The sequence below is a fragment of the Streptomyces sp. NPDC087300 genome (genome assembly GCF_044744425.1).
Classification (GTDB): domain Bacteria; phylum Actinomycetota; class Actinomycetes; order Streptomycetales; family Streptomycetaceae; genus Streptomyces.
Window position 1 is genome coordinate 1 of the sequence record NZ_JBIUYI010000007.1, and the last position, 17,850, is coordinate 17,850.

Here is a 17,850-nt window from a genome sequence, read left to right on the forward strand (position 1 = left end):
GCCAACGCTCCGCGTTGCCGCCCTCCTCCGCCTTGCGATCGCACGCACCAGACCCCGCTCCCTGATCCGGCCTGATCCAAACGAAAGACCCTAGGGCCCTTCTGGCCCTGGGGGCCGGACGCGTGCGCGGGGCGTCAGTCGCCGGTCGTGGTGTCCCGGCCCGCGCCGCGCACCTCGCGCCACTCGCCCAGCAGGCTCCAGATCCAGAAGCCGAGCACGAGCACCCAGAGCAGCGTCCATACGGAGGTGCGCTCGGCCGGGTCGAGCAGCCGGTCGGCGAGCAGGCTCGCGAAGAGCACGGTCAGCGCCGCGTTGCCGTACAGCTTGCGCCGGGCGAGCCGCTGCCGCCCGCGCGGCCCCTCCGACAGGCGCAGCGCGTACACCTCGACGTCGCCGAAGAGGTCGTCGGCGCGGGTCCCGTCGCCCGCGGCGGCCAGGTGCTGACGGACCTCGCGCACATGGCCGCGCGCCTCGGCGGCGCGCATGGCGTGCCGTCCGCGCAGCAGCCCGTCCAGGCGGGTCAGCCACCGCTCGTCGTCGTCGACGCGGGGCCGCGGGGCGGGCGTGAACCAGCGGTCGACGGTGGCGTCGGGGAAGAGATAGGCGCCGACGATCCACGCGACGCCGAGCAGCGCGAGCGCCGGCGCGGGCACGTCGAGCAGCCCTTCGTCGGAGGCTGCCGTGGTGAGCGCGGCGCCGCCCGCCACCGTGGCGGCGGTGCCCGCGAGCCAGGCCCACATGCCCCTGATCCGTCCGGCGGCGCGCGCGACGAGCGCGACGGCGACGAGCGTGACGGCGAGCGCGACGGTCGTGCAGCCCGCGACCGAGGTCCAGCTCACCTCGATCCACAGGCCGTCCTCGATCCAGTGCAGCAGGCAGAGGACGACGCCGACGAAGCCGAGGGTGCAGAGCGCGGCGGTGACGCGTTCGCCGGGCGTCATGCCGTGCGCGTCGACCCGGGCGCGGTGCTCCTCGCTGATGCGCTCGGCGGCGACGGCGCGGGCGTAGTCGTCCGGCTCGCCGAGCACCTCGCGCGCGGGCAGCTCGGCCTGCGCCACGATCTCGTGCGCCTCCGCGAGGACCTCGTCGGCGAGGCCCGCGGGCGCGTCGTGTTCCATGACGAGCCGCACCTCGACGGTGGCGGCCCAGTCCTTGTCGTCCTCGCGCAGCCAACGCGGGCCGCTGTCCCGGGTCTTGATCATGACTCCCCCTTCTCGTTGCCTTCTCCGCCGACGAGGGTGGCGACGGTCCGGGAGAACTCCTCCCAGGCGGCTCGGTCACGCCGCAGCCGCGCCCTGCCCTCCGCGGTGATCCGGTAGTACTTCCGTCCGGGGCCGCCCTCGCCCGCGCCCCACTCGACCTCGACGGCACCTTCCTCTTCGAGGCGGGTGAGCGCGGGGTAGAGGGTCGCGGGCCGTACGCCTTCGAGTCCCGCGTCGGCGAGGCGGCCGAGCAGGGCGTACCCGTAGCTCGTCGGCTCGCCGTCGAGGATGCCGAGCAGGCACAGGGGCAGTGCGGCGCGTGTCCATGGGGTGTGTGCGGCGGCCACAGTGCCCTCTCTTCGTGGTTCCGGACTATTACGGTTTTTAGAATAGTAGCGCAGAGGGAGTAGCCCGTCGACCGTCGGGACGGGATGCGGGCACGACGAAGCCCCCCGCGGGAACTGCTCCCCGCGAGGGGCTTCGTCGATCGACCTGCTGGACTCAGGTCACCCGCTGGACTCAGACGTTGACGCCGAAGTCCTGCGCGATGCCCACCAGGCCCGAGGCGTAGCCCTGGCCGACGGCGCGGAACTTCCACTCGGCGCCGCTGCGGTAGAGCTCGCCGAAGACCATGGCGGTCTCGGTGGCGGCGTCCTCGGAGAGGTCGTAGCGCGCGATCTCCGCACCGCCGGCCTGGTTCAGGATGCGGATGAACGCATTCCGGACCTGGCCGAAGTTCTGCGAGCGGTTCTCGGCGTCGTAGATCGAGACCGGGAAGACGATCTTCTCGATGTCGGCGGGCAGGCCCGCGAGGTTCACGTTGATCTGCTCGTCGTCGCCCTCGCCCTCGCCCGTGACGTTGTCACCGGTGTGGACGATGGTCTGGTCCGGCGTCGCCTTGTTGTTGAAGAAGACGAAGTGCTGGTCCGAGAAGACCTTGCCCTGGGTGTTCACCGCGATGGCGGAGGCGTCCAGGTCGAAGTCGGTGCCAGTGGTGGTGCGGACGTCCCAGCCGAGGCCCACGGTGACGGCGGTCAGGCCCGGAGCCTCCTTGGTGAGCGAGACGTTGCCACCCTTGGACAGGCTTACTGCCATTGTTGGGAGTCCCTTCCCTCGTTACGTACGCACAGTGCGTATCTGCTTCGTACTGGGGACGAAGCTACTTCACTGGTACCAACGCCGACCGGTGCCCCCAAGGTTCCACATCGCTTTACTTTCTTTACCCGGTCGTTTCCGGGCCCTCGGTTCCGGGGGCCTCGGGAAAAGCGCGTGACGTGCGCCCGACGGACGCGGGACCATGGGGGCATGTCCGGTCCCCATGTCATCCGTGGTTCGGTCCTCCTGCCCGAGGCCGAGCTCATGTGGCGTTTCTCGCGGTCCGGCGGGCCCGGCGGGCAGCACGTGAACACCACCGACTCGCAGGTGGAGCTCCGCTTCGACCTCGCCAACACGGAAGCGCTGCCCGAGGTGTGGAAGCGGCGCGCCCTGGAGCGCCTCGCGCCGCGGCTCGTCGACGGTGTCGTCAGCGTGCGGGCCAGCGAGCACCGGTCGCAGTGGCGCAACAGGGAGATGGCCGCGACCCGGCTCGCCGCGCTGCTCGCGGAGGCGACGGCGCCGCCGCCGAAGCCGCGTCGTGCGACGAAGATTCCCCGGGGCATCAACGAGCGTCGCTTGCGCAACAAGAAGCAGCGGAGTGACACCAAGCGGGGCCGCTCGGGCCAGGGCTGGACCTGACCCGCCCCGTCAGGGACCAGCCCCGTCTGACTCAGGGGCGCGGGGAACCGCGCGAGCAACCACGAAAGAGCCGCAGTCGCGGCAGACGGGGCGCGTCCTACTTGTCCAGTTGGCGGTAGCGGCCGCGGAAGTACGTCAGGGGGCTGCCCTCCGCGGAGGGCAGCGCGGCGCCCAGGACGCGGGCGATGACCAAGGTGTGGTCGCCCGCCGAAACGGTCTGCTCCGTACGGCACTCCAGCGTCGCGAGCGCGCCGCCGATCAGCGGGGCGCCGGACGCCGCGCCGCGTACGTACGGAAGGTCCTCGAAGAGCAGCCGGTCGCTGATGCGGCCCTTCATCGCGAAGCGGCCCGCGACGTGCCGCTGGCTCTCGGCGAGCACGGACACCGCCCAGAGGGGCTGCTCGGCGAGCAGGTCGTCCATCCGGGAGCCCTCGCGCAGGCTGACCATGACCAGGGGCGGGTCGAGGGAGACGGACACGAAGGCCGTCGCCGTCATGCCCACGTCCTCGCCGAGCGGGGCCGTCGGATCGTCCGGGTCCAGGGCCGGCTCGCGCGCCGTCACCAGGACCACGCCTGCCGCCAGGCGGGACATCGCCGCGCGGAACTCGTCGTTGCTCACCCCATCAGCATGCCCATCCGGTGATGGGTGCCGTGGGGAAGGCGGGGCCGGAAGTGTCTTCAGTACGTGAGCCACGCGTCGACGCTAGCCTCCGGGTCCGCCCCGCCACATCGGGCCCTGGGCCCAGGACGGTCCTAGGACCGAGGACCGAGTTAGGACGGCGGCGAATGTGGCAGAAGGCGGCACGCGGTGCCGTGAAATGCGGTGGACTAGTCCAAGGGACTGGACCAACGGCGGCTTCCCACCTGTGACTTGAGTCACAGGACCCATATTTTGTTGACCCTGTGTACCGGGTGAGCAGCTCGCTGTGATTCAGTGACGGTGGCAATAAGACACTGAGGGCACAAGGGCACAGAAGTACCACGGGCGAGAAGTACCAACGGCACGGAAAGAACACTGCGGGCGCTGCGCATCCTGGAGTTGCTGTCGAGGTCTCGGGGAGAACGAGCATGGAGACCGAGTCGGAGCCGTACGTCCGTCTTGCGACCCTGCGGCAGCTGCACCAGGTGGTGGCGGAGCTCAACACGGCCCGGAGCCTGGCGGACACGCTGCAGACCGTCGCCGACGGCGTCGTCAACGGCCTTGGCTACGAGCTGGCGTGTGTCAATCTCGTGCGCCCCGACGGGGACCTCGTGGTCGCGGCCTTCGCGGGCAACCCCGCCGCCGAGGCCCTCATCACCGGACGCGTCGGCTCCCGTGACGCCTGGGAGCGCCGCCTCGCCATGGGTGAGCCGTGGGGCGCCCTGCGCTTCATCTCGTACACCGAGGGCTGGGTCCTCGACGACGACGACGTCCCGCAGTGGTACACCGAGGGTCCCGAGCCCCGCTTCGAGGACGAGTGGCACCCGGCGGACCGCCTCTTCGCCCCCATGTACGCGACGGGCGCGGCCGGCGGCGAACTGCTCGGCGTGATCTCCGTGGACCGCCCGCGCAACGGCCGCAGGCCGGGCGCCTGGGGCCGCGAGGCCCTGCAGATGTACGCCTTCCAGGCCGCCATCGCGATCAGCAACGCACGGCTGCGGGCCAACATGCAGCGCGCCCTGGTCCGCCTGGAGCGGGAGCAGCAGGCGCTGCGGGCCAGCGAGGAGTCCTTCCGGCAGGCCTTCGAGTACGCGCCTTCCGGCATGGCCATCGCCGAGATGGGCGGCGACCAGCACGGACGGATCCTGCGCACCAACGACGCCCTCTGCCGCCTGCTCGGCCGCCCGGCGTCCGCGATGCGGCGCTACTCCTTCTCCGACCTCGTGCACCCCGAGGACATCGGGACGCTGCTGCGTACGTCGGCGGAGGGCGGCCGCGCCGAGCTGCGGCTCGCGCGGCGCGACGGGACGTACGTCTGGGTCTCCCTGCGGAACTCGGTGGTGGCCGACGCCGCCGACGGGCCCCGTTTCCTGCTCACGCACGTCGAGGACATCGAGGACCGCAAGCGCCGCGAGCTCCAGCTCGCCCACCGCGCGAGCCACGATTCGCTGACCGGCCTGCCCAACTCCGCCGAGCTGCGCGCCCGGCTCAGCGCCCGGCTCTGTAGGAGGCCCCACGCGGGGCAGCCCAGCGCCGTCGACTCGCTCGACGCGGCCTACGAGCACGGCTTCGACTTCGGACGCGCCTCGCACCAGCAGCAGGACGAGGGCTTCGACCACCACGTGCACACCATCGCCCCGCAGGGTGACGACGACGTGGACGACGGGACCAAGGGGCTCGCGGTCCTCTTCTGCGACCTCGACGGCTTCAAATCGATCAACGACCGCTTCGGGCACCACACCGGTGACGCCGTCCTCATCGAGGTCGCCCGCCGTCTGACCAGCGGGGTGCGGGACGGGGACACGGTGGCGCGGCTCGGCGGCGACGAGTTCGTGGTCCTCGCGGACGGGCTCGGCCGCGCCGACGCGCAGGACCTCGCGGTCCGGCTGCGCAACGCGATCATCCCGCCGATCCGGGTGGACGGCAGGGCGGTCCGTGTAGGGGCGAGTTTCGGCATCGGCTGGGCGCACTGCGGGATGTCGGCGGACGAAGTGTTGCACTCCGCTGACCAGCGGATGTACGTGGAGAAACGCTCCCGTGCCAAGCAGCACCGACGGGCCGGCTGACGGCCTCGATGAGGTCAACGCCACCCCGTGGCCTCACTCGGACCGGGTAGGCTCCCCGCGTCAGCGATATGAGGGAGTGACCAGGGAATGACGCCCGGCAATAACGGCGAGAACACGCCGAGCGCGCCGCAGGGCGACGACGATCCGTTCGGCTACCTGTACGAGGACGGACAGGCGGCCGGGGCGACCCCGCCCAGCGGTGGCGGTGGCTACGGGTACCCGGGTCCCCGCTCCTCGTACAACCACGTCAGAGCGGTCGGCGACCGTCGCCCCTCGTACGGGCAGACCCAGCCGACCCAGCAGTACGGTCAGCAGGTCCCGCCCCAGCAGGGCGCCTACGGCCAGCCGAACGCCCACTACACCGCGCCCGAGGCACAGCCCGGCGGCGCCCCCGTGGCCTCGCCGCAGTACGCGCCGGCGGGCGGCGGCGGCCGGGGCCGCGGCCCCAACACCAAGGGCCTGCTGATCGGCGCCATCGCCGTGGTCGCGGTGGTCGCCATAGGCATCGGCGCCGCGATGCTCTTCGGCCGTGACGACGACAAGGGCGACAAGGGAGAGGCCGGCGGCGACCCGTCGCAGGCCGCTTCGGTGGAGCCCAGCCATAAGCCGTCCAAGAAGCCGGACGAGAAGACCGAGCTTCCCAAGACGGACGCGAAAGCCCTGAAGCTGGAGGGCGGCACGTCCACGGCGTCCGACGTCAAGGGCGCCGAGTCCGCGGGCGGCGTCTATGTCGCCGGGTTCGACAAGGCCGGTGCCCAGGTGACCTGGACCGTCGACGGCATCGCCAAGGCCGGTGCGTACAGCCTCCGGCTGAACTACGGCGTGCCCGGCAAGGACACCAACGCCACCGTCGTGGTCAACGGCAAGAAGCAGAGCCGCCCCCTGAGCATGAAGAACTTCGCCAGCGCCAAGGAAGGCGACTGGGAGAAGGGCTGGACCAACACCTGGGGCGTCGTCCAGCTCACCAAGGGGACGAACACCATCACGCTCGCCTGCGACCCGAGCAACCTCTGCGCGAGCAGCGGTGGCGCGAACATCGACCAGATGTGGCTCGTCGAGGGCAGCAACGGCTGAGTGCTCCGCTGGAAGTAGCCGCGTCTGCGGGGGCGTTGGGGCTGGTCGCGCAGTTCCCCGCGCCCCTTATGGGGCGTCTTCGCGCACCGTGACCCGCGCCAGGGCGTCTTCGTACGTCCTGGCGTCGAACTCCCCCGCCACCGGCGCCGCCACCGTCGCCGCCGAGAGGGCCACCGCGCGGGCGAGGCGGTCCGGCCAGGGGAGGTTTTCGGCGAGGGCCGAGAGCAGGCCCGCTACTGCTGAGTCGCCCGCGCCCGTGGGGTTGCCGTGGACGCGGAGTGGTGGGGTCGCCTGCCAGGTGCCGTCGGGGGTGACGGCGAGGAGGCCCTCGGCGCCGAGTGAGGCGATGACCGCGTGGGCGCCTCTGCGGCGGGCGTCGTGGGTGGCGCGGGACGGCTCGTGGGAGCCGGTCAGCTCGGCCAGTTCGTCGGCGTTGGGCTTGACCATGTCGGGGCGGGCCGCGACGCCGCGGCGCAGCGGTTCGCCGCTGGTGTCGAGGAGCACGGGGACACGGGCCGCGCGGGCGGCGCGCACCAGCAGGGCGTACGCCCCGACGGGGACGCCCGGCGGAAGGCTGCCGCACAGGGCGACGGCGGCGGTGCCCGCGCGGTGCACCAACTCCTCGTAGGAGTCCAGGAACGCGGCCCACTCCGCGGGCGAGACCAGCGGGCCCGGTTCGTTGAGCTGGGTGGTGTCGCCGGTCGCCGCGTCCACCACGGCGAGCGTGCGGCGGGTGGCGCCCTCGACGGGCGTGAGCGCGTCGGTGAGGTGCGGCGCGTCGGCGAGGCGTTCGTGCAGGCTGCGGCCGGTGTCGCCGCCCGCGAAGCCCGCGACGGTCACGTCGTGGCCGAGCGCGGCGAGCACGCGGGCGACGTTCAGGCCCTTGCCGCCGGGGCGTTCGGTGACCTCGGTGACGCGGTGCGAGGCGTGCGGGGTGAGGGCGGGGACCCGGTAGGTGATGTCGAGGGCGGTGTTGAGCGTGACGGTGAGGATCACCTGTGCCACCCCCCGGATCACTGTTCCCCGAACGCGCTTGCCCTCGGCCCCTGCCGGTGTCTGATCATGCCAAACAGAAGGCGGTTGGCCCAGGGGTGGGGACAACCGCCTTCAGTTGAGCGACTGTTGGGCGCTCGTGTAACAGGTGGTGAAATCAGCCTAGTTGGGGCTGATTGGGCTCAATGACCCAGGCGCCCTTGCGCATCACGCCCTTGAGCTCGAACTCCGCGTCCAGGACCACCAGGTCCGCGTCCTTGCCGGGCTCCAGGGAGCCGACCGTGTCGTACATCCCGAGCAGCTTGGCCGGGTTGGCGGAGATGGCGCGGACGGTGTCCTCGACGGAGAGCCCGTCGACGGTCACCGAGCGCTTGAAGGCGCGGTCCAGGGTGAGCGTGGAGCCCGCGATCGAGCCGCCCTCGACGAGCCGCGCGACGCTGTCCTTCACCTCGACCTCCAGCGGGCCGAGCATGTACCGGCCGTCGCCGAAGCCCGCCGCGTCCATCGCGTCGGTGATCAGCGCGACCCGGTCCGGGCCCGCGTGGTGGAAGGCCAGCTCGAAGGCGGCCTCGTGCAGGTGCGTGCCGTCGTTGATCAGCTCGACCGTGACGCGCTCGTCCTCCAGGAGCGCCGCGATCGGGCCCGGGGCGCGGTGGCCGAGTGCGGGCATCGCGTTGAAGAGGTGCGTGGCGACGGTGGCGCCCGCGTCGATCGCCGCGACGGTCTGCTCGTACGTCGCGTCGGTGTGGCCGATCGCGGCGATCACGCCGTGCTCGGCGAGCAGCCGCACCGATTCGATGCCGCCCGGCAGCTCGGTGGCGAGGGTGAACATCTTCGCCTGCCCGCGCGCCGCGTCCATCAGCTTGCGGACGTCGGCGGGGTCGGGGTGTCTGAGCAGCGCCTCGCTGTGCGCGCCCTTGCGGCACGGCGAGATGAAGGGGCCCTCGAAGTGGATGCCCGCGAGGTCGCCCTGCTCGGCGAGTTCGGAGAGCACCCCGGCCCGCTGGGCGAGGAAGTCCATCTCGCCGGTGACGGTGGAGGCGACGACGGTGGTCGTGCCGTGCAGGCGGTGCGTGTGGATGCCCTTGAGGACGTCCTCGACGGTGCCCGAGGTGAAGGAGGCGCCGCCGCCGCCGTGGTTGTGGATGTCGACGAAACCGGGGACCACCCAGTGGCCGGTCAGGTCGATCGTCTCCGCATCGCTGGGAGCGCTCCCCGCGATGCGCGTGCCGTCGACGATGACGCGGCCGTCCGTGAGCGTCCCGGTGGGCAGCACCACCTGGGCACCGGCGAGAACCTTGCTAGTGGCCATCAGGTGGTTACCTCCGTGGGGTCGGATTTCTCGGTGTTCGGGCGGACGAGGTCCCAGGCGAGCAGGCCCGCGCCGAGGCAGCCCGCGGTGTCGCCGAGGGCGGCGGGGACGATCTCCGGGAGCGTCTGGAACTGGACGATGCGCTTCTCGACGGCCGCGCGGAGCGGTGTGAACAAGGTTTCCCCGGCCTCGGCGAGACCGCCACCGATGATCAGGGTGTGCGGGTCCAGCAGAGTGAGTGCGGTGAGCAGCCCGTCGGCGAGGGCGTCGACGGCGTTCCGCCAGACCTCCTGGGCGCGCGGGTCGCCGGACTCCACCGCCTTGGCGCAGTCCGCGGCGTCCGCCTCGGGGTCACCGCTCGCCTCGGCCCACGCCTTGCTGACGGCGGAGGCGGAGGCGAGGCGCTCCAGGCAGCCGCGCTGCCCGCAGCCGCAGGGCGGCCCGTCCGGGCGTACGACGATGTGGCCGATCTCCCCGGCCGAGCCGTGCGCGCCGGGCTCGATGGCGCCGCCGATGCCGATGGCGCCCGCGATCCCGGTGCCCAGCGGCACGAAGAGGAACCGCTCCGCGCCCTTGCCCGCGCCGATGCGGCCCTCGGCGAGCCCGCCGGTGCGCACGTCGTGGCCGAGCGCCACGGGGACGTCGGCGAGCCGCGCGCTCAGCAGGTCCCGCATGGGGACGTCGCGCCAGCCGAGGTTGGCCGCGTAGACCGCGATGCCGCGCTCGGCGTCGACGATGCCGGGCACGGCGACGCCGGCCGCGGCCGCGGGTTCCCCGAAGTGGGTGATGCCGTGTGCGCGGAGGTCCTCGGCGAAGCCGAGGATGGACTCGACGACGGCGTCGGCCCCGCGCTCGCGCCCGGTGGGGCGGCGCGCTTCGTGCAGCAGGGTGCCGTCCGCCCCTACCAGGGCGGCCTTCATTCCGGTGCCGCCCACATCGAGGGCGATGACGTGTCTCACGGGGGACAGTCTCGCGCGTCACCCGTGAGAGGTCTAGTCCACTTCGGGTACTTGGGGGAGGCCGAAGGTCCTTTTCGGTGGGGGTGTCCCGATTGCCGGGCGGTCGCGGTGGCGGACCTGGGGCCCTTGTGGGCGCCGTTGCAGAAGTGATACTCGGGTGGTGTAGACCTTGTGTCCGGACTCGGGGGAAACTCGCAGTTCAAGTGCATTGAGGCAATGAGGGTGGGAACAGCTGTGCAGCGGCGCGTGACAGGACTGACCGCGGCGGTGGCCGTACTCGGCATGGCGGGGACGCTCGCCGGCTGCGGCGGTCCCGGCGACTCCGGCGACGTCACACTCAAGCTGGTGGCCGCCGACTACGGCGACTCGGCGGCGAACAGCTCCCAGAAGTACTGGGACAAGGTCGTCAAGGGCTTCGAGGCCGAGAACCCCGGCATCAAGGTCGACGTCACCGTCAGCTCCTGGAACGACGTGGACCGCGACGTCAAGGAGATGGTCAAGAAGGGCGAGGCCCCCGACCTGGCGCAGATCGGCGCGTACGCCGACTACGCCGCGCAGGGCAAGCTCTACGAGGCCGACGAGCTCCTCTCCATCGCCACCCAGGCCGACTTCCTCGCCCCGCTCGCGCAGGCCGGCGAGGTCAAGCGCATCCAGTACGGCATGCCCTTCGCCGCCTCCACCCGCCTGCTCTTCTACAACACCAAGCTCTTCAAGGACGCGAACCTCACCCCGCCGCAGAGCTGGAACGAGCTCCAGGCCGACGCCAAGGCGCTCAAGGCGCGCGGCGTGAAGATCCCCTACGCGCTGCCCCTCGGCTCCGAGGAGGCGCCCGCGGAGACGCTGATGTGGATGCTCAGCGGCGGCGGCGGTTACACCGACAACGTCGGCTCGTACTCCATCGACTCCAAGCAGAACGCCAAGACGTTCGCCTGGCTCCGCGACGAGCTGGTCGGCAAGGGCCTGACGGGGCCGACGGCGCCCGGCCAGATGAACCGCGCCGACGCCTTCGCCGCCTTCGCGCGCGGCGACGTCGGCATGCTCAACGGCCACCCCACGCTGATGAAGATGGCCGCCAAGAAGGGCGTGAAGTTCGGCATGGTGCCGGCGCCCGGCATCAACGGCAAGGCGCAGGCCACGATGGGTGTCGCCGACTGGATGATGGCGTTCAAGCAGAACGGCCACCGCAAGGAGGCCGGCAAGTTCCTCGACTACGTCTACAGCAAGAAGAACGTGCTCGAATTCTCCAACGAGTACGACATCCTGCCCGTGACGAACTCCGCGTCCGACGCGATGGCCGAGGACCGCGGCGACACCGAGCTCGGCAAGTTCCTCAAGGAACTGCCCACCTCGCAGCTCTACCCGGTGGGCAAGACGTCCTGGGCGCAGGTCTCCGCCGACGTCAAGAAGGACATCGGCAAGGCCGTCGAGGAGAACGGCAACCCCCAGTCGGTCCTCACCAGGATCCAGAACCGGGCGGCGGCCAAGGAGAACGCGGAATAGCGTGGCGGTCATGACGGACGAGCAGCTCTCCGCGCGCGACCGCGCCGTCCTCGCCCTGGAACGCCGCTCCTGGAGCGGCCCCGGCGCCAAGGAGCGCGCCATCCGCGAGGAGCTCGGCATGGTGCCCGTGCGCTACTACCAGCTCCTGAACGCCCTCCTGGACGACGCCCGCGCGCTCGCCCACGACCCGATTACGGTCAATCGGCTGCGCCGGGTGCGGGAGTCACGGCGCGCGGAGCGCTGACGCCGTTAAGGTCGGGCCCATGGGTGACCCTACGCACTCCCCGAAGGACCCGGCCGAGCTGCCCGAGCCCGTGACGCCCGCCGGGCGCGACGGCCTCGGCGTGCTGCTCGCGCACCCCGAACGGGCCGTCGTGGCACTGGACTTCGACGGCACGCTCGCCCCGATCGTGCCCGACCCCGAGCAGGCCCGCGCCCACCCGGACGCCGTGCCCGTGCTCGCCGCCCTCGCCCCGCGCCTGCGCTCCGTCGCCGTGGTCACGGGGCGCCCCGCGGGCGTCGCCGTCCGCTACGGCGGCTTCGCGGGCGTGCCCGGCCTCGACCACCTCGTCGTCCTCGGGCACTACGGCGCCGAGCGCTGGGACGCCGTCACCGGCACCGTGCACGCCGCCGCACCGCACCCCGGGGTCGCGGCCGTCCGCGCGGAACTGCCCGGGTTCCTCGACGCGATCGGCGCCTGGCGCGGCACCTGGATCGAGGAGAAGGGCCGCGCGGTCGCCGTCCACACGCGCCGCGCCAGGGACCCGCAGGCCGCCTTCGACGCGCTGCGCGAGCCGCTCGCCGAGCTGGCGAACCGGCACGGCCTGATCGTCGAACCGGGGCGCCTGGTACTGGAGTTGCGGCCGCCCGGCACGGACAAGGGCGTGGCGCTCGCCGGGTACCTGCGCGAGGTCGGCGCCGAGTCCGTCCTCTACGCGGGCGACGACCTCGGTGACCTGCCCGCCTTCGGCGCCGTCGAGAAGCTCCGCTCGGACGGTGTCGCGGGCCTGCTCGTGTGCAGCGGCAGCACGGAGGTCGAGGAGCTGGCGGGGCGGGCCGACCTGGTGGTGGACGGACCGCCCGGCGTGGTGCGGCTCCTCTCCTGGATCGTCGCTCAACTCGACTGATCGGCGCCGATGTTGGGCGGGTCGGGGATCGGGTTGCCGAAGTAGTCGCGGGTGGTCCCGTCGGCGACCGGGGTCCCCGCGCCACGGGCCGGTGACCCGTCCTTCAGCCGTACGTCCACGGGGCCGCGCGGCGCGCCGGAGACGAAGCGCGGATCGGCGTTGAGTGCCTGCGGGTCGCGGGGCTGCGCGGTGTTCCAGTACAGGTTGCCGCGGTAGGTGCTGACGGTGTCCTTGATGGGGGAGCCCGCGCCGGGCGCGCCCACGAAGACGTTGTCGCTGAAGGTGACCCCGGTCGGCCCGTTGTTGGAGACGAGCGCGGTGTCGGAGCGGTCGGTGACGACCGTGTTCCGGTAGATCCGCGTGTCGGTGGCCGCCCCGCACACCACCGAGATCACGGCGTACGGGGACGTCGTGTTGCGGTCGTTGACGCTGATGTTGTCGTGGATCCGGTTGCCGTCGCTGACCTTGCCCTCGCCGTTGCAGACGAGCAGGAAGCCGCCCTCGTTGTCGTGGCTGTAGTTGTAGCGGTAGGTGTTGCGGACGTTGCCGCCGTCGATGTCGTACGCCATCGAGTCCCGCGTCCCGTGCCCGCCGGTCACCTCGTTGTACTGGTAGAGCGCGTCCTCGGACTCCCAGGCCCAGACGCCCGCGTTGTATCCGGCCGAGCGCATGTTGAAGCCGTCGACGTAGTTGTGCTCGACGCGCGCCCTGCTCGTCTCGTGGACGACGATGCCGTCGCCGCCGACGTCGTACGCCTTGTTGCGCGCGAACCGCACGCCGGTGGAGAAGCGTCCTGGACCGTCCCACGTCGACATGATGCCGATGCCGGTGCGGTCGACGTGGCGCACGGTGGAGCCCGTCACGCGCACCCCGTCGAACCGGGTGGGCTTCGCCGAGCCCTGGACGACGAAGAGGATGCCGCCCGAGGGGTCGGGGTCCTTGAAGTCGGCGCCGTTCACGTCGCGCACGTCCACCCCTTCGACGACGAAGTGGTCGGCCGTGCCGTAGTCCGTGAGCTGCACGTACAGGCCCGCGCGGCGCTCCGTGGTGGTGGCCGGGCCGGTGTTGGACAGCGCCAGGTTCCGGATCTCCCACTGCTCGGTGTTCACCAGGTGCAGTGCGGCGCGGGCGCCCTCGGCCTCGATGTGCGGCTTGGCCGCGCGCTTGTCGCCGTAGGCGTCGATGCGCACGGGGGCGCCGGCCGCACCCGCACCTTTGGGAGCCAGCACCCCCGTGCAGCTGGTGCCCCGCTTGAGCAGGAGCCGGTCGCCGGGCCCGAAGGCGTGTCCGCTCGCCTTGGCCACGGTGCGCCAGGCCGCCTTCGCGGAGGTGCCGGTCGTGGCGTCGTCGCCTTTCGCGCAGTCGACGTAGTACGTGGTGCCGGTGCCTGCGGCGGCGGTCGGGGTGAGCGCCGCCGTGGCCGCGGCGAGGGCGGTGAGGAGCACGATGCTCGTGCGACGCGGGGTCATGAGGGGACCGTAGCCACGGGGGGCTCGGCGGCCTATGGACAAACGCGGGGCGCGCTTGGACTCCCGGTGGGCCCGCTTGTGCGGGCTCGTTCGGCGTCCGTCTCTTCGCCGCTCCGCGGCGGGGTTCCCACCCGACCACCCGTTACTCCGCGCCGGGCCCTCGGCGTAGGGACCTCACAGCGCTTCGAGCTGGTCCAGGAACCACTGCGCGGGCGGCAGCGCCGTCGCCGCCGACGCCAGGCGCTTGGTGCGCTCCGCGCGTTCGTCGTCCGCCATGGTCAGGCCCGCGTGCAGGGCATCGGCGGTGGCCGTGATGTCGTACGGGTTCACCGGCAGCGCGTCCTCGCCCAGTTCCTCGTACGCCCCCGCCTCCCTGGAGAGGACCAGCGCGCAGCCCTCGTCGGAGACGACGGGGACCTCCTTGGCGACCAGGTTCATGCCGTCGCGGATGGGGTTGACCAGGGCCACGTCGGCGAGCCGGTAGGCGGCGAGCGAGCGCGCGAAGTCGTCCTCGACGTGCAGCACGACCGGGGTCCAACCCTCCGTCCCGTACTGGGAGTTGATGGACTCGGCGACCCGGGAGACCTCCTCCGTGTAGGCGCGGTAGACCGCCAGGTCCTGCCGGGAGGGGTAGGCGAAGGCGACGTGCACGACCCGCTCGCGCCACTCGGGGCGGGTGTCGAGCAGCTCCCGGTAGGCGAGCAGGCCCCGCACGATGTTCTTGGACAGCTCGGTGCGGTCCACCCGGACGATCAGCTTGCGGTCCTCGCCGGTCTGCTCGCGCAGCGCCCGCATCCGCTCCTCGACGTCGTCGCGGTGCGCGCGCTCGCGCAGGAAGTCCGCGTCGGCGCCGAGCCCGTGCACCCCGATCCTGGTGCCCGACGTCCCGCCGACCACGCGGACGCAGCACTCGGTGAACGCGTCGGCCCACCGCCCGGTGAGGAAGCCGAGCCGGTCGGCGCCGAGCATGCCGCGCAGGAGCTGCTCGGCCACGTCGTCCGGCAGTATCCGGAAGTAGTCGGCGGGCGCCCACGGGGTGTGCGAGAAGTGGCCGATCCGCAGGTCCGCGCGGAGCTCGCGGAGCATGCCGGGCACCAGGGCGAGGTGGTAGTCCTGCACCAGGACCGCGGCCCCGGGGCCCGCCTCGGCGGCCAGCGCCTCGGCGAAGGCCCGGTTGTAGGTCTCGTACGCCGTCCACTGCCTGCGGAACTCCGGTCCGAAGACCGGTTCGAGCGGCGTCTGGTAGAGCAGGTGGTGGACGAACCAGAGGACGGAGTTGGCGATGCCGTTGTAGGCGTCCGCGTGTACGTCGGCGTCGATGTCCAGCATCCGTACGCCCGGTTCGCCGACGCCGCGCCGCACGGCCTCCCTGTCGCCCTCGCCGAGCGCCGAGCACACCCACAGGGCGTCCGCCTCGTCGCCGATGGCGCTCAGCCCGGAGACCAGGCCGCCGCCGCCGCGGCGGGCGGTCAGCTCACCGTCCTCGCCCACCGCGTACGAGACGGGGCCGCGGTTGGAGGCGACGAGTACCTGCGCTGCTGATGCCGATCGGGACGCGGAGACCATGTGGCAGAACGTAGCCCGTCCCGCGAACCCTCAAACGTACGGCGGCCGGACTCCCGGTGAAGGGGGTCCGGCCGCCGTGGCCCGTGGGGCGACGCGTCAGTGGCGCCGTCCGTGGACCGCGGCGAGCGCCAGCACGCCGAGCCCGCACAGCGCGGCCGCGACCCCGCCGTACAGCATGGCCGAGTCGTCGCCGGTCTCCGCGAGCTGCCCGCCGGGGTGGCCGGCCTGGGCGGCCGGCTGCTGGGGCTGCTGCGGCGCGGGCCTGCCCTGCACCCGCTGGGCGAGGATCGCCGTGGTGCACGGGTCGTCGCCGCCGCGCGTCGACTTCGAGCAGTTGCTGCCGGGGGCCGTCACGGTGATGACGGTGACCTTGCCGGGGGTGCAGGACACCTTCACCTTCTGGGTGATGGTGACCTTGCCCTTGGCGGGCACGTTGCCCTGCCACACGTACGTCGAGCCCCGCTTGGTGACCTTGCCGGAGCTGGCGACGGGCGTGCTGCCAGGACGCACCTGCCAGGACGCGGTGGCGCCGATGCGGGGCTGGCCCGACCGGTTCTTCACGGTGATGGTGTTGGTGGTCGAGCCGCAGGCGGGGACGACCGTGCGGCCGGGCGAGCTGCCGACGACGACCGGCGGCTCGGGGTAGTCGATGACCGGCTCGGAGGCGCAGTTCGGGTCGGTGCTGCCCTTGTCGCAGTTGGAGCGCGGGGTCTCCACGTCGACGTTGTTGAGCAGCTTGCCGTCACCGCTGACCGGGTCGTGGACGGTGACCGAGTAGGTGACCGTGGCGGTCTGTCCGGGGCCGATGTCCCCGACGTAGCCGATCTTCGGCTTCGTGTACGAGACGGTGCCGGTGGACGCCTTCGCGTCCTTGTTGTACGTCGCGTCGTCGAGGTTGCCCGACAGGTCGTCGCTGAACTTGGCGCCCGGGTAGGGCAGTTTGCTGATGTTCTTCGCCTTGACCGTGTAGGTCAGCTTGTCGCCGGGCTTGACCTTGGCGGGCGAGGCGGTCTTGGTGACCTCCAGGTCGGGCACCGGCACGGAGAGGGCCAGCTGCGAGGGGACGTACACGTCGCCGGTGCTGGTGAAGGTCAGCTTCGCGGACTTGGCGCCGACCGGGATCGCGCCGTCCGGCACCTCGAACGCCTTGGCGTCGATGCTGAGGTTGTTGCGGTACTTGGGGTCGACCGCGCCGTCGTCCTCGCTGATGAAGAAGTTGTCGGTCCTGCCGGTGTGCGGCTCGGTGACCGGCTTGCCGTCGACCAGGAACTGGTCGCCCTTGGTGTTCCAGTCGCCCTCGTACGCGGTCACGCTGGCGTGGATGTCGCCCTCGGTGCGGTAGAAGCCGTCCACCGGCACCGTGGTGGAGCCGTCGGGGGCGGCGGCCCGGCCCTTGGTGGAGCGCTGGATGACGTGGCCGCCCCAGAGGTAGACGTTGCGGCGGTCCGGCGCGTACTGCTCGTTGGGCCCGTCGTACTTGTAGACGACGGTCAGCGACCAGCCGCCGACGCAGCCCTGGCCGCTCGGCGCCCAGACGTTGCCGACCGCGACCTCGACGGGGCTGCCGGTGGTGGCGCCCTGGAAGGAGTCGGTGACGTCGGCCTCGGCGGTGTAGTAGTGCGGGCCCTGGGTCGCGTTGGGGGAGCGGACGGCGTTCTCGACGCTCACCGTGTTCTCGGCGCCGCCGTCGACCCGGATGACGGGGGCCGTGGTGAGCGGGTCGCCGGGCGCCGGGTCGACGGGCTTGTTGCCCTCGCGGTTGAGGTCGCAGATGTCGCGGACGGTCCTGCCGAAGCGGTGGGTGCCCGCGTTGCCGCCCCAGAAGAGCCGGGCGTAGTCGACCTTCGCGCCGGGCGGGATGGTGACCTGGCCGGTGCTGGAGTCGAAGGTGTTGGTGAGCCCCGCGGTGTCGATGCGGCGCTCGATGAAGTTGTTGTTGTTCTTGGTGCCCTTGGCCTGCTGGGTCTCCTTGCAGGCGGCGGCCACGTCGGCCGGGCTCGTCGGACAGTCGAGGACCGTGTTGCCGATGGTCTTGAAGTCGCCGTACAGCGATTCGTCGTAGCGCTTGGTGAAGGGCTCGATGACCTCAGCGGCGGCGGGCGCCGCGGTCGCGGTGAGCACCCCGGCGGCGACGGTGGCGGCGGCGAGCGTCAGGGCGCCCGCCCGCCGGATGGCTTTGCCTGCATGTCTGACCCACATAAATGTGCA

At 71.9% G+C, this 17,850-nt stretch carries 16 protein-coding genes; 6 read left to right on the forward strand and 10 right to left on the reverse strand.

What is annotated here, in order from left to right:
* Positions 1 to 134: 134 nt before the first annotated feature.
* The 3 genes from ACIO9J_RS28340 to ACIO9J_RS28350 all read right to left on the reverse strand — a co-directional run bounded on the left by ACIO9J_RS28340 (position 135) and on the right by ACIO9J_RS28350 (position 2,297).
* Positions 135 to 1,202, reverse strand: coding sequence for a hypothetical protein (locus ACIO9J_RS28340; RefSeq protein ID WP_402005456.1), 1,068 nt, complete (start codon positions 1,200 to 1,202; stop codon positions 135 to 137).
* Entirely contained in the window at positions 1,199 to 1,549 is a 351-nt protein-coding gene (locus ACIO9J_RS28345) for a PadR family transcriptional regulator (RefSeq protein ID WP_402005459.1), read from the reverse strand. The genes ACIO9J_RS28340 and ACIO9J_RS28345 overlap by 4 nt, the downstream gene beginning before the upstream one ends.
* 172 nt (positions 1,550 to 1,721) lie before the next feature.
* Entirely contained in the window at positions 1,722 to 2,297 is a 576-nt protein-coding gene (locus ACIO9J_RS28350) for a TerD family protein (protein WP_402005462.1), read from the reverse strand.
* A gap of 210 nt (positions 2,298 to 2,507) precedes the next feature.
* Between ACIO9J_RS28350 and arfB the strand changes: the two genes are divergently transcribed.
* The gene (gene arfB / locus ACIO9J_RS28355; RefSeq protein ID WP_402005465.1) at positions 2,508 to 2,936 is read left to right on the forward strand and encodes an alternative ribosome rescue aminoacyl-tRNA hydrolase ArfB; all 429 of its coding nucleotides are present in this window, start codon (positions 2,508 to 2,510) and stop codon (positions 2,934 to 2,936) included.
* 97 nt (positions 2,937 to 3,033) lie between these two features.
* Here arfB and ACIO9J_RS28360 read toward each other — a convergent pair whose 3' ends face one another.
* Entirely contained in the window at positions 3,034 to 3,528 is a 495-nt protein-coding gene (locus tag ACIO9J_RS28360; RefSeq protein WP_402006783.1) for a flavin reductase family protein, read from the reverse strand.
* Between the two features lie 476 nt (positions 3,529 to 4,004).
* Here ACIO9J_RS28360 and cdgB point away from each other — a divergent pair, with 476 nt between their 5' ends.
* Both cdgB and ACIO9J_RS28370 read left to right on the forward strand, forming a co-directional pair.
* Positions 4,005 to 5,642: a diguanylate cyclase CdgB gene (gene cdgB, locus ACIO9J_RS28365; protein WP_402005468.1), complete on the forward strand. Its 1,638-nt coding sequence runs from the start codon at positions 4,005 to 4,007 to the stop codon at positions 5,640 to 5,642.
* Positions 5,643 to 5,729: 87 nt separating this feature from the next.
* A complete protein-coding gene (locus ACIO9J_RS28370) occupies positions 5,730 to 6,716 on the forward strand; it encodes a CBM35 domain-containing protein (protein WP_402005471.1) in 987 nt (328 codons plus the stop codon).
* Between the two features lie 66 nt (positions 6,717 to 6,782).
* Here the strand turns inward: ACIO9J_RS28370 and ACIO9J_RS28375 are convergent, their stop codons facing one another.
* The 3 genes from ACIO9J_RS28375 to ACIO9J_RS28385 all read right to left on the reverse strand — a co-directional run bounded on the left by ACIO9J_RS28375 (position 6,783) and on the right by ACIO9J_RS28385 (position 9,980).
* Positions 6,783 to 7,712, reverse strand: coding sequence for a 1-phosphofructokinase family hexose kinase (locus ACIO9J_RS28375; protein WP_402006786.1), 930 nt, complete (start codon positions 7,710 to 7,712; stop codon positions 6,783 to 6,785).
* 154 nt (positions 7,713 to 7,866) lie between these two features.
* Positions 7,867 to 9,021 carry an N-acetylglucosamine-6-phosphate deacetylase gene (nagA, locus tag ACIO9J_RS28380; RefSeq protein ID WP_402005474.1) on the reverse strand — a complete coding sequence of 385 codons (1,155 nt, stop codon included), beginning with the start codon at positions 9,019 to 9,021 and terminating at the stop codon, positions 7,867 to 7,869.
* Positions 9,021 to 9,980 (reverse strand): ROK family protein, encoded by a 960-nt coding sequence (locus ACIO9J_RS28385; RefSeq protein ID WP_402005477.1) that lies wholly within the window; start codon positions 9,978 to 9,980, stop codon positions 9,021 to 9,023. Before ACIO9J_RS28385 ends, nagA begins: the two co-directional genes overlap by 1 nt.
* 282 nt (positions 9,981 to 10,262) lie before the next feature.
* Between ACIO9J_RS28385 and ACIO9J_RS28390 the strand changes: the two genes are divergently transcribed.
* From ACIO9J_RS28390 to otsB, 3 genes are read left to right on the forward strand one after another with little or no spacing between them, the layout of a single operon-like run.
* A complete protein-coding gene (locus ACIO9J_RS28390; protein WP_402006789.1) occupies positions 10,263 to 11,480 on the forward strand; it encodes an extracellular solute-binding protein in 1,218 nt (405 codons plus the stop codon).
* Positions 11,481 to 11,490: 10 nt separating this feature from the next.
* A complete protein-coding gene (locus ACIO9J_RS28395) occupies positions 11,491 to 11,724 on the forward strand; it encodes a DUF3263 domain-containing protein (RefSeq protein WP_402005480.1) in 234 nt (77 codons plus the stop codon).
* A 19-nt stretch (positions 11,725 to 11,743) separates the two neighbouring features.
* Entirely contained in the window at positions 11,744 to 12,607 is an 864-nt protein-coding gene (gene otsB, locus ACIO9J_RS28400; RefSeq protein ID WP_402005483.1) for a trehalose-phosphatase, read from the forward strand.
* On the opposite strand, the gene ACIO9J_RS28405 is transcribed toward otsB, so the two are convergent.
* The 3 genes from ACIO9J_RS28405 to ACIO9J_RS28415 form a co-directional block, all read right to left on the reverse strand.
* Positions 12,595 to 14,076, reverse strand: a complete 1,482-nt coding sequence (locus ACIO9J_RS28405) for a right-handed parallel beta-helix repeat-containing protein (RefSeq protein ID WP_402005486.1) — start codon at positions 14,074 to 14,076, stop codon at positions 12,595 to 12,597. The genes otsB and ACIO9J_RS28405 overlap by 13 nt on opposite strands.
* A 174-nt stretch (positions 14,077 to 14,250) precedes the next feature.
* The gene (locus ACIO9J_RS28410; RefSeq protein ID WP_402005489.1) at positions 14,251 to 15,642 is read right to left on the reverse strand and encodes a trehalose-6-phosphate synthase; all 1,392 of its coding nucleotides are present in this window, start codon (positions 15,640 to 15,642) and stop codon (positions 14,251 to 14,253) included.
* Positions 15,643 to 15,738: 96 nt separating this feature from the next.
* Positions 15,739 to 17,841 carry a hypothetical protein gene (locus tag ACIO9J_RS28415; protein ID WP_402005492.1) on the reverse strand — a complete coding sequence of 701 codons (2,103 nt, stop codon included), beginning with the start codon at positions 17,839 to 17,841 and terminating at the stop codon, positions 15,739 to 15,741.
* Positions 17,842 to 17,850 lie beyond the last annotated feature (9 nt).

Excerpts from the sequence above, each read along its gene's own strand:
- ACIO9J_RS28340 (WP_402005456.1), bottom strand. The coding sequence starts at position 1,202 with ATGATCAAGACCCGGGACAGCGGCCCGCGTTGGCTGCGCGAGGACGAC.
- ACIO9J_RS28350 (WP_402005462.1), bottom strand. The coding sequence starts at position 2,297 with ATGGCAGTAAGCCTGTCCAAGGGTGGCAACGTCTCGCTCACCAAGGAG.
- arfB (WP_402005465.1), top strand. The coding sequence starts at position 2,508 with ATGTCCGGTCCCCATGTCATCCGTGGTTCGGTCCTCCTGCCCGAGGCC.
- ACIO9J_RS28360 (WP_402006783.1), bottom strand. The coding sequence starts at position 3,528 with ATGTCCCGCCTGGCGGCAGGCGTGGTCCTGGTGACGGCGCGCGAGCCG.
- cdgB (WP_402005468.1), top strand. The coding sequence starts at position 4,005 with ATGGAGACCGAGTCGGAGCCGTACGTCCGTCTTGCGACCCTGCGGCAG.
- ACIO9J_RS28370 (WP_402005471.1), top strand. The coding sequence starts at position 5,730 with ATGACGCCCGGCAATAACGGCGAGAACACGCCGAGCGCGCCGCAGGGC.
- nagA (WP_402005474.1), bottom strand. The coding sequence starts at position 9,021 with ATGGCCACTAGCAAGGTTCTCGCCGGTGCCCAGGTGGTGCTGCCCACC.
- ACIO9J_RS28390 (WP_402006789.1), top strand. The coding sequence starts at position 10,263 with ATGGCGGGGACGCTCGCCGGCTGCGGCGGTCCCGGCGACTCCGGCGAC.
- ACIO9J_RS28395 (WP_402005480.1), top strand. The coding sequence starts at position 11,491 with ATGACGGACGAGCAGCTCTCCGCGCGCGACCGCGCCGTCCTCGCCCTG.
- otsB (WP_402005483.1), top strand. The coding sequence starts at position 11,744 with ATGGGTGACCCTACGCACTCCCCGAAGGACCCGGCCGAGCTGCCCGAG.
- ACIO9J_RS28405 (WP_402005486.1), bottom strand. The coding sequence starts at position 14,076 with ATGACCCCGCGTCGCACGAGCATCGTGCTCCTCACCGCCCTCGCCGCG.
- ACIO9J_RS28410 (WP_402005489.1), bottom strand. The coding sequence starts at position 15,642 with ATGGTCTCCGCGTCCCGATCGGCATCAGCAGCGCAGGTACTCGTCGCC.
- ACIO9J_RS28415 (WP_402005492.1), bottom strand. The coding sequence starts at position 17,841 with ATGTGGGTCAGACATGCAGGCAAAGCCATCCGGCGGGCGGGCGCCCTG.